Origin of the sequence: Epibacterium ulvae (genome assembly GCF_018678075.1) — a bacterium.
In the GTDB taxonomy this organism is placed as follows: Bacteria; Pseudomonadota; Alphaproteobacteria; order Rhodobacterales; family Rhodobacteraceae; genus Epibacterium; species Epibacterium ulvae_A.
In genome coordinates, this window is sequence record NZ_JAHHIR010000068.1 from 1 (window position 1) to 9,508 (window position 9,508).

At 60.9% G+C, this 9,508-nt stretch carries 12 protein-coding genes, 1 pseudogene and 1 riboswitch; all 13 genes and pseudogenes read left to right on the plus strand.

Features of this window, described 5'->3' with window-relative positions; translation table 11 throughout:
* Window positions 1–507, plus strand: a pseudogene (locus KMP13_RS15070) (IS5 family transposase); the annotation flags it as partial.
* A gap of 193 nt (window positions 508–700) precedes the next feature.
* A riboswitch (TPP riboswitch) is annotated at window positions 701–804 on the plus strand.
* 76 nt (window positions 805–880) lie between these two features.
* Window positions 881–1,708 carry a bifunctional hydroxymethylpyrimidine kinase/phosphomethylpyrimidine kinase gene (thiD, locus tag KMP13_RS15075; RefSeq protein ID WP_215266813.1) on the plus strand — a complete coding sequence of 276 codons (828 nt, stop codon included), beginning with the start codon at window positions 881–883 and terminating at the stop codon, window positions 1,706–1,708.
* Window positions 1,705–2,691: an FAD-dependent oxidoreductase gene (locus KMP13_RS15080; RefSeq protein ID WP_215266814.1), complete on the plus strand. Its 987-nt coding sequence runs from the start codon at window positions 1,705–1,707 to the stop codon at window positions 2,689–2,691. Before thiD ends, KMP13_RS15080 begins: the two co-directional genes overlap by 4 nt.
* Window positions 2,669–2,866: a sulfur carrier protein ThiS gene (gene thiS, locus KMP13_RS15085; protein WP_215266815.1), complete on the plus strand. Its 198-nt coding sequence runs from the start codon at window positions 2,669–2,671 to the stop codon at window positions 2,864–2,866. The genes KMP13_RS15080 and thiS overlap by 23 nt, the downstream gene beginning before the upstream one ends.
* A gap of 12 nt (window positions 2,867–2,878) precedes the next feature.
* Window positions 2,879–3,649 (plus strand): thiazole synthase, encoded by a 771-nt coding sequence (locus KMP13_RS15090; RefSeq protein ID WP_215266816.1) that lies wholly within the window; start codon window positions 2,879–2,881, stop codon window positions 3,647–3,649.
* Window positions 3,646–4,242 (plus strand): thiamine phosphate synthase, encoded by a 597-nt coding sequence (locus KMP13_RS15095; protein WP_215266817.1) that lies wholly within the window; start codon window positions 3,646–3,648, stop codon window positions 4,240–4,242. The genes KMP13_RS15090 and KMP13_RS15095 overlap by 4 nt, the downstream gene beginning before the upstream one ends.
* Window positions 4,239–5,231, plus strand: coding sequence for a HesA/MoeB/ThiF family protein (locus KMP13_RS15100; RefSeq protein WP_215266818.1), 993 nt, complete (start codon window positions 4,239–4,241; stop codon window positions 5,229–5,231). The genes KMP13_RS15095 and KMP13_RS15100 overlap by 4 nt, the downstream gene beginning before the upstream one ends.
* Window positions 5,228–6,163: an ABC transporter substrate-binding protein gene (locus KMP13_RS15105; protein WP_215266819.1), complete on the plus strand. Its 936-nt coding sequence runs from the start codon at window positions 5,228–5,230 to the stop codon at window positions 6,161–6,163. Before KMP13_RS15100 ends, KMP13_RS15105 begins: the two co-directional genes overlap by 4 nt.
* Window positions 6,160–6,837 carry a thiaminase II gene (gene tenA, locus KMP13_RS15110; RefSeq protein WP_215266820.1) on the plus strand — a complete coding sequence of 226 codons (678 nt, stop codon included), beginning with the start codon at window positions 6,160–6,162 and terminating at the stop codon, window positions 6,835–6,837. Before KMP13_RS15105 ends, tenA begins: the two co-directional genes overlap by 4 nt.
* A complete protein-coding gene (locus KMP13_RS15115) occupies window positions 6,834–7,580 on the plus strand; it encodes an ABC transporter ATP-binding protein (protein WP_215266821.1) in 747 nt (248 codons plus the stop codon). The genes tenA and KMP13_RS15115 overlap by 4 nt, the downstream gene beginning before the upstream one ends.
* Window positions 7,559–8,221 carry a TenA family protein gene (locus tag KMP13_RS15120; RefSeq protein ID WP_215266822.1) on the plus strand — a complete coding sequence of 221 codons (663 nt, stop codon included), beginning with the start codon at window positions 7,559–7,561 and terminating at the stop codon, window positions 8,219–8,221. Before KMP13_RS15115 ends, KMP13_RS15120 begins: the two co-directional genes overlap by 22 nt.
* A complete protein-coding gene (locus KMP13_RS15125) occupies window positions 8,218–8,955 on the plus strand; it encodes an ABC transporter permease (protein ID WP_215266823.1) in 738 nt (245 codons plus the stop codon). The genes KMP13_RS15120 and KMP13_RS15125 overlap by 4 nt, the downstream gene beginning before the upstream one ends.
* Before the next feature lie 169 nt (window positions 8,956–9,124).
* Window positions 9,125–9,508, plus strand: a 384-nt coding sequence (locus KMP13_RS15130) for an acetyl-coenzyme A synthetase N-terminal domain-containing protein (protein WP_285895554.1), incomplete at its 3' end; no start/stop codon positions are given.

The following is a 9,508-nucleotide window of genomic DNA, read 5'->3' on the forward strand; positions in this document are numbered from 1 at the left end:
TTTTAGCACCCTTTGCCGTCCCATTGCCCGACAGGCGATTGCGTAGAAATCTGCCGAGGGGCGAGGTCACCACCTGCGATATTGGTGATGCGCCGAAGCTGCCAGAATTTCTGGATCAAATTCCACCCGATCAGAACATCGGCAGTGTCACAGCAGACGGAGCGTATGACACTCGAAAATTTCACGAGGCGATTGCCGCCCGCAATGCCCATGCTGTCAGTCCACCGCGCAAGAATGCCAAGCCATGGAAGCCCACAAGCGCCGGTGCCTCCGCCCGAAACGAGGCCGTCAATGCGCAGCGGTTTCTAGGCCGCACTCTGTGGCGACGGCTCCGGCGGATACCACCGCCGAAGCCGTGTCGAAACCAAGATGCATTGTATAAAACTGCTCGGTCAATCGCTGATGGCCAAGGACTTCGACAGGCAGGTCGCGGAGATCCCAATCCGCATCGCCGTCCTCAATCAATACACGGCCCTTGGCGTACCTTTCACAGAGGCCGTAGGGTAAGTCCCTCTGGGAAAAGGCGACGTCCGACCCTCACCCGATTTGTGCAACGAATCCTCCAGTGGACAGGGTTTATCACATTACCTGTTAAACGACAGGTTCGGGGTGGGTGCAATGCACGGGACGTCCCTGATGCCCAGCGTGTGATGTCGCTTCTTCTCTTGCCAAACCTATAAAATCTACCCTAATGTCAGCCGCAAATCCGTTGGGGTGCCACGTTGCCCGTGGCTGAGAGGCGTAAGCCAACCCATCGAACCTGATCCGGGCAATACCGGCGTAGGGAACGGAGACTGAAGCACGCTTTGCCCTTGCAACGCCGCCAATCCAGCCTTTCGCCCTCCAATGCGCCGATCATGACGACTAGAAAGGCGCGTCCATGGGAAATGGCACCTTGCACAACAGTGTCCAAACGGTTGCGGCACTGACCATCGCAGGCTCTGACAGTGGCGGCGGTGCGGGCATTCAAGCCGACCTCAAGACATTCTCGGCGCTTGGCGTTTTTGGCTGCAGCGCGATCACAGCGATCACGGCGCAAAATACCTGTACAGTGACACGGGTCGACGCGATGGCACCGGGCATGGTCGCAGCACAGCTCGAGGCCGTCTTGGGTGATATACACATCCGCGCGATCAAGATCGGCATGCTCGCCACCGTCGCGGTGATCAAAGAGGTCGCGGCGGCCCTTGAAGGCTACACAGGACCCATCGTTCTGGATCCGGTGATGGTGGCCAAATCGGGCGATAAACTCTTGGCGGATGATGCGATTGACGCCTTGAAGACGCATCTTTTGCCCCACGCCACAGTATTGACCCCGAACCTGCCCGAAGCCGCCTGCCTGCTGGATTTGGCCGAGGCAGGAGATGAGGAGACAGCCCTGTCGCAGGGGCGCGCGCTTTGTGACATTGGCGCGCAGGCGGTGTTGATGAAGGGCGGCCATGCCACGGGCAGTACCTGTGTCGACCGGTTGGTCACGGCAGGGAACGTGCTGGAGTTCAGCGCACCGCGAATTGAGACCACAAACACCCATGGCACCGGATGCACGCTGTCGTCCGCAATCGCGGCGGAACTGGCCAAAGGACAACCCCTGCCCCAAGCCGTTGATCGCGCCCACACCTGGCTTCATGCGGCCATCAAAGCGGCGGATCGTTTGAACATTGGCGCAGGCCACGGACCCGTTCACCATTTCCACGAGGTCTGGGTGTGAGCGATCCGATTACCATACTTGGCGGCGGCATTGTCGGCCTTTGCGTCGCGACCGAGTTGACTGCACGCGGTGTGCCAGTGCGGATCTGTGAAAACGGCGACGTCCCCGGCCCCCAAGCCTGTTCCTGGTGGGCCGCCGGCATGTTGGCCCCGTTTTGCGAAGGTGAAAGCGCCGAAGAACCGGTTGTACGTCTGGGCCAGGAAGCGGCCGATTGGTGGGAACGCCAAGGGGTGCGGGTGATCCGCAACGGATCACTTGTGGTGGCTCTGGGGCGTGACCGACGCGAATTGGCGCGATTTGCCCGCAGAACCGATGGGCACCGCGCGCTGGATGCACATGCAATCGCAGAGATGGAACCCGACCTTGGCGGGCGTTTCAGCGAAGCATTGGCGTTTGAGGACGAGGCCCATATCACCCCGCGCGCCGCCCTTGCGGAATTGTGGGACGGGCTGGTGGCGCGGGATGTGGAGTTCACCAAGGATCAGCCCACGAGCGGACGTATCATCGACTGCCGGGGACTTGCGGCGCAGGACACATTGAAAGACCTGCGCGGCGTCAAAGGTGAGATGGTGATCCTGCGCAGCAACGAGGTAAAACTTCACCGTCCCGTACGTCTGCTGCACCCGCGATTTCCGCTCTATGTGGTGCCGCGCGGTGATGGTGTCTTCATGCTGGGTGCCACCCAGATCGAAAGCGGTGAACGCACGCGCCCGACCGTGCGCTCGACTTTGGAACTGCTGACAGCGGCCTTTGCCCTGCACCCGGCCTTTGGAGAGGCCGAGATTTTGGAGATCGGAGTCGATGCGCGTCCGGCCTTTCCCGACAATTTGCCCCGCATCCGCAGACGCGGGCAGCGGATTTTTGTCAACGGCATGTTCCGCCACGGATACCTCCTTGCGCCTGCAATGGCGCGCCAGGTTGCAGATCTGATCTGCGACGACCTCAAACCGGAGATGATGGATGAAGATCACGGTGAATGGTGACGCGACAACGGTCGCGGCCACAACGCTTGCGGATGCATTGGTCGAAATGGGCTATGGCGATGTCAAAGTGGCCACCGCTGTGAACGAGGATTTCGTGCCCGCATCCTTGCGCGCAACGACCGAATTGACCCAAGGCGACCGGCTGGAAATTGTCGCCCCCCGCCAAGGCGGCTGAAAAGGAAACACAATGGCTACGTTTTACGGAACCGAAGTCTCATCCCGGTTGATGCTGGGTACGGCGCAGTATCCCTCGCCCGCTATTTTGGCCGATGCGTTCAAACGCTCGGGCGCCGGCATCGCAACCGTCTCTGTGCGACGTGAAGCGGGCAGCGACAAGGCCGGCAATGCCTTTTGGGATCTGATCAAGGATCTTGGCGTTGCGGTTCTGCCCAACACTGCCGGCTGCCATTCGGTGCGCGAGGCGGTTACCACGGCCCACATGGCGCGCGAGCTGTTTGATACCGATTGGATCAAGCTGGAAGTCATCGGCCATATGGACACGTTGCAGCCGGATCCCTTTGCCCTGGTTGAGGCGGCAAAAATCCTGACCGAGGACGGGTTTAAGGTCTTCCCCTACACCACCGAGGATCTGATCGTTGGCGAGAAACTGCTGCAGGCCGGTTGCGAAGTTCTGATGCCGTGGGGGGCGCCCATTGGCTCTGGTCTGGGGCTGTCCAATATCTACGGCCTGCGCAGCATTCGCGCGCAATTTCCAGACATTTCCATGGTCATTGACGCGGGGCTTGGCCTGCCGAGCCAGGCAGCGGCGGCGATGGAGATGGGGTTTGACGCGGTCTTGCTGAACACCGCCGTGGCCAAAGCAGGCGATCCGGCCCTGATGGCGGAAGGCTTTGCACAAGCGGTTGTTTCGGGCCGCATGGCCTATGACGCGGATCCCATGGAGCCGCGCGATATGGCAGCTCCATCGACCCCGTTGATCGGAAAGGCCTTCCTATGACCCTGCCGCGTTTTTACCCGATCTTTGACCATGTGGACTGGCTGGAACGGCTGGTGCCTTTGGGGATCAAATTGGTCCAATTGCGCATCAAGGACCAGCCCGACGATGAGGTCCGCGCCCAACTGGCCGCCGGTCGTGATCTGTGCCGTGAACATGGCGCGATCATGGTTGTGAACGACTTTTGGAAACTGGCGATCGATCTGGAGTGTGACTGGCTGCATTTGGGCCAAGAAGACCTGGACGTGGCCGACCTCCCTGCGATCAAGGAGGCGGGCTTGAAACTGGGCCTGTCGACCCATGATGTGGCCGAGCTGAACCGCGCGATGGCCTGCGAGCCCGACTATGTCGCGCTGGGGCCGGTCTATCCCACGATACTGAAAAAGATGAAGTGGCACCAACAAGGTATCGAAAAGCTTACAGATTGGAAGGCCCGCATTGGCGACACGCCGTTGATCGCTATCGGCGGGATGAGTGTTGAACGCGCGCCGGGGGCCTTTGCCGCTGGCGCTGATGTGGTTGCCGCCGTGACCGACATTACCCTGAACGCAGATCCCGAAGCCCGCGTGCGCCAATGGCTGGAGATCTGCGGATGACCCGCTACGCCCGTCAAATCGCGGTGCCTGAATTTGGCCCCGCCGGGCAAGACGCCCTGCGCAAGGCCCGCGTGCTGGTGATCGGCGCGGGCGGGCTGGCAGCGCCGCTGTTGCCTTATCTGGCGGGCGCGGGCGTTGGCGAAATCCACATTGTTGATCCGGACACGGTGGAGCTGTCGAACCTGCATCGCCAGACCTTGTTTCGTGAAAGCGACATTGGCACCGCCAAAGCTGAGGCCTGCGCAAACCATCTGCGTGCCCTAAACCCGGACTGCCGCGTCACCGCGCATGTCACCGGATTTGCCCCGGACAACGCGACCGCGCTTTGCTCTGGCATGGATCTGGTGCTGGACTGCGCCGACAGTTTTGCCGCCAGCTATGTCGCGTCAGATATGTGTCAGGCGCTGAACCTGCCGCTGATCAGCGCATCTGTGGTGGGCATGGACGGATATGTCGGCGGGTTTTGCGGCGACGCCCCCAGTCTGCGCGCGCTCTTCCCAGATCTACCGCGTGCGGCCGGCACCTGTGCGACCTTGGGCGTCTTGGGTCCTGTGGTTGGGGTGATAGCGACCCTGCAGGCGCAGATGGCGATTGCCGTTTTGACTGGCCACCAGCCAAGCCCGCTGGGCCAGCTGGTGACCTTTGATGCGCGCGATTTCCGCTTTGGCGGCTTCCGCTTTGACACGGCGCCGGAGCCTTCACATCGCCCGGCATTTGTTGCCGCCGCAGATATCACCACGGATGATCTGGTTGTCGATCTGCGCGCGCCTGAAGAAGGCCCCCTGCCGCATCCAAACGCGCAGCGGATGAGTGTCGCGGCGATCGCGCAAACGCCACCCGCCGCCGCTCCCAACCAACGCATTCTTTTGTGCTGCCGCTCGGGCCTTCGCGCCTGGGCCGCAGCCGAACATCTCGCCCTGCATCACACCGGTCCCATTGCCATGATCGCTTTGGGAGACCAAAGCCAGACTTCGGAGGAAACCCCATGAAAACAACCCTGACCGCTGCCCTCGCCCTGATGGTGGCCAGCCCCGCCTTTGCCACCGACAAGATGACCCTACTGTTGGACTGGTTCATCAACCCCGACCACGGCCCGATCATCATCGCGCAGGAGAACGGCTATTTCGCGGACCAGGAGCTTGAGGTGGAAATCATCGCGCCGGCAGATCCCGCAGATCCCCCGAAACTGGCCGCCGCAGGCAAGGCTGAGTTGGCGATTTCCTACCAGCCGCAACTGCACCTGCAAGTGGCCGAAGGTCTGCCGCTGAAACGCGTGGGCACGCTGGTTGCGACGCCGCTGAACTGCCTGTTGGTGCTCAAAGACGGCCCCATTCAGGAAATCGCCGACCTCAAAGGCAAGAAAATCGGCTTTTCCGTGGCGGGCGTCGAAGAGGCGCTGCTGGGCACCGTTCTGAGCACCCACGGCGTTGCTTACGAGGACGTGGAACTGGTCAATGTGAACTGGTCTCTGTCGCCGTCTTTGATGTCTGGTCAGGTGGACGCGGTGATCGGAGCCTATCGGAACTTCGAACTGAACCAGATGGAGATCGAAGGGGTCGAAGGGCGCTGTTTCTACGTCGAAGAAGAAGGCCTGCCGTCCTATGACGAGCTGATCTACGTCACCAATCCGGACCTGATGGACAAAGACATGCTGCGCCGTTTCATGGCCGCAACCGAGAAGGCGACCCAGTATATCGTCAACCACCCGGAAGAAAGCTGGGAGATCTTTGCCGCCACCTCGACCGAGCTGCAGGATGAGCTGAACGCCAAAGCCTGGGTCGACACCCTACCCCGTTTTGCCCTGCGCCCCGAAGCGCTGGACGAAGGGCGTTATGCGCGCTTTGAGGCCTTCCTGCACGAGGCTGGCCTGATTGACGAGATCAAGGCGGTTGGCGATCTGGCGGTGGATCTGGGCGAATGATGCCAGACTACGGTTCAACATTTGGCAAATGGCGTGCGGCGGCTGGGGAGACCTGGCCTGCCTACACCCGCCACGCCTTTGTCGAAGGTATGCGCGACGGCACCCTGCCCCGCGCGGCCTTCCTGCATTATCTGGTGCAGGACTATATCTTCCTGATCCACTTCTCGCGTGCCTGGGCGCTTGCCGTGACCAAGGCCGACACGATCGAGGAGATGCGCCTGTGTGCCGGGACGGTGAATGCGCTGATCGATGAGGAAATGAAGCTCCACATCGGCATCTGCGCCGAGGCTGGCATTTCAGAGGCCGATCTGGCCCGCGCCGAGGAGCGTACCGAAAACCTCGCCTACACACGTTACGTGTTGGATGCAGGCCATTCCGGTGACTTTCTGGATCTTTTGGCCGCTCTGGCACCCTGTGTCATGGGCTATGGTGAGATCGGCGCGCGGCTCAAAGCCGAGGCCACTGAGACGCCCTATCAAGACTGGATCGACACCTATGCGGGCGACGACTACCAAGGCGTCTGCCACGCGGTTGCAGATCTGTTGGATGGCGCGGTCGCGCGCCGTTTGGGCGCATCACCTGAAAACAGTCCGCGTTGGGCCGCACTCTGCGCTCGCTTCACCGTGGCCACCCGGCTTGAGGTCGGATTTTGGGACATGGGGCTGAACCCTTGACCACCCCACCGGAGCTATATCTGCAGGGAAGTGCCCTGATTGGGCAGACCCGGCTGTTTGGTCCGGTGGATCTGAACATTCCTGCGGGGCGCTGGACCTGCCTGTTGGGGGCCTCCGGTGTGGGCAAAAGCACCATTTTGAACCTCTTTGCGGGTCTTGCTGATGGTGTCACTTTCGACGGATCTTTTGGCGCAGGCGACAAAGCCCCGCTTGGCAGACGGATCGCCCTGATGGCCCAAGAGGACCTGTTGCTACCCTGGCTCGACCTCCCCCGCAATGTGGCGTTGGGAGACAGGCTGCGCGGAGACAAAGGTGATCTGGAGCGGGCAAAACGCCTGCTGGCAGACGTGGGACTGGGCGCGCATCTGAGCAAACGTCCAACCGCACTGTCAGGCGGGCAACGCCAACGAGTGGCGCTTGCGCGGACCCTGATGGAGGACCGGCCTGTTGTCCTGCTGGATGAGCCGTTTTCGGCCCTGGATGCGCGCACCCGCGCCGACATGCAGGATCTGGCGGCGACCATGCTGGAGGGGCGCACCGTGTTACATGTGACCCATGACCCGGCCGAGGCCGCGCGCCTTGGCCACCGGATTATTGTGATGTCCCCAATCGGCTTGACCCATATCGACACCCCGCCAGCGTCGACGCCACGGCCGGTGGACGATGGGGATGTTTTGGCTCTACAGGGCGAACTTTTGAACTTTTTGCGACAGGATACGACATGCGCGCAACCGAACAGCTGAAACAGAACTGCATTGCCGATTGGCAGGCCGCAACCGCCCATGCCTTTACCGGCTCGCTGGGGGCTGGCACGCTCGACCTGGATAAAATGCGCGGCTACCTGCAGCAGGACTATCTGTTTGTCGAAGAGTTCGTGCGCCTGTTGGCCGCCGCCATTTCCAACGCACCAAGCCTGGCCGACGCGGTGCCCGCCGCGCAGTTCCTGGCCGTTATTACAGGGCCAGAGAACACCTATTTCCAACGCAGCCTCAGCGCGCTTGGCGTGCCCGAAGCCGCAGAACACGCGCCCGAGACCACGGCGTTTATCACCTTGATGCGCAATGCCCGGCTGTCTGGCCAATATGAGGAAATGCTCGCGGTTCTGGTTGTGGCCGAATGGAGCTATCTCAGCTGGGCCAGCACGATGGAAGACAAGGCAGACGATCTGCCCTTCTGGTTCGGCGAATGGATCACCCTGCATGCAGGTCCCGGTTTTTCCGGCGTTGTCGACTATCTGCGCGGCCAGTTGGACAGTGTTTGGGAGACTCTGCCAGACAGCGCCCGCGCAAAAGTCACCGAGACCTTCACCAAAGCCGTCACATTGGAGCGCGACTTTTTTGACGCCGCCTGGGCCGGATTTCCGGTTGCAAGAGCTGCGGCATGATACGCGTCGCGCGCGTTGTCCTGTCGATCCTGCTGGGTCTTGCCCTGTGGCAAGGCCTTGTTGTTGGGTTTGATCTGCCCAGGTTCATCCTGCCCGGCCCCGCGCTGGTCGCAGAGACCTTGTGGAAAAGCCGCGCGCTGTTGGCTGAACACGCGGTGATCACAATAATCGAAGTCCTCACCGGTCTGGTTCTGGGTGCTATGATCGGCGGGATGACCGCCATTTGGTTGGCAAGCTCGCCAATTGCACAGGTTCTGGTCCGGCCTCTGCTGGTGTTCTCACAGACCATTCCGGTCTTTGCACTGGCGCCGCTGTTGACGCTTTGGCTGGGCTATGGGTTGCTGTCCAAAGTCGCCATGGCCCTGTTGATCATCTTCTTTCCGGTGACCTCGGCCTTTTTCGACGCTTTGATGCGCACGCCGTCGGGCTGGCTTGGGCTGGCACATGTTATGGGGGCTGGCAAATGGCAGGTGATGCGCCAGATCCGCATCCCCGCCGCCCTGCCGGGATTTGCCTCGGGCCTCCGCTTGGCCGCCGTCTATGCGCCTATCGGGGCCATCATCGGCGAATGGGTCGGCGCGTCCAAAGGGCTTGGATACTTGATGCTTCTTGCAAATGGCCGGGCCAAGATTGATCTGATGTTTGCGGCCCTTCTTGTGCTGGCGATATTCACCATGATCTTGCACGCCAGCGTCGACCGTCTGTGTGCCTGGGTTTTGAAATCCCGCGTTTGAGACATGAACCGCGGTCGCTATCCCGCAAAAATGTACGACTTTAATTGCAGTTCCATCACAAAGATGCTCCATTTAAGCTGCACGCGAATGCGACGCTGTCCGTGATGTTGACCCCCTTTAGGGAAGGTCCATCCGTCGCATGAATTAAGGGTCAGGGAGGACCTCGAAAATGACAATTGCACCGGGAACAACATTTGCACCTGCGCAAGACATTGTTGAATATGCACATGTTGATGCCGATACATACCAAAAGCTCTACACCGCCTCGCTCACGGACCCCGAGGGGTTCTGGGGGGAGCAGGCGAAGCGGGTGGATTGGATCAAACCGTTTACCCAGGTCAAAGACGTCAGTTTTGCGCCCGGCAATGTCTCGATCAACTGGTTTGCCGATGGCACGTTGAATGTCGCGGCCAATTGCATCGACCGCCATCTGGAGAGCCGCGGCGACCAGACTGCGATCATCTTTGAACCCGATGATCCCGATGAGGCCGCGCAGCACATCACTTACCGCGCGCTGCACACCAGCGTCTGCCGCATGGCCCAGCGTTCTGGA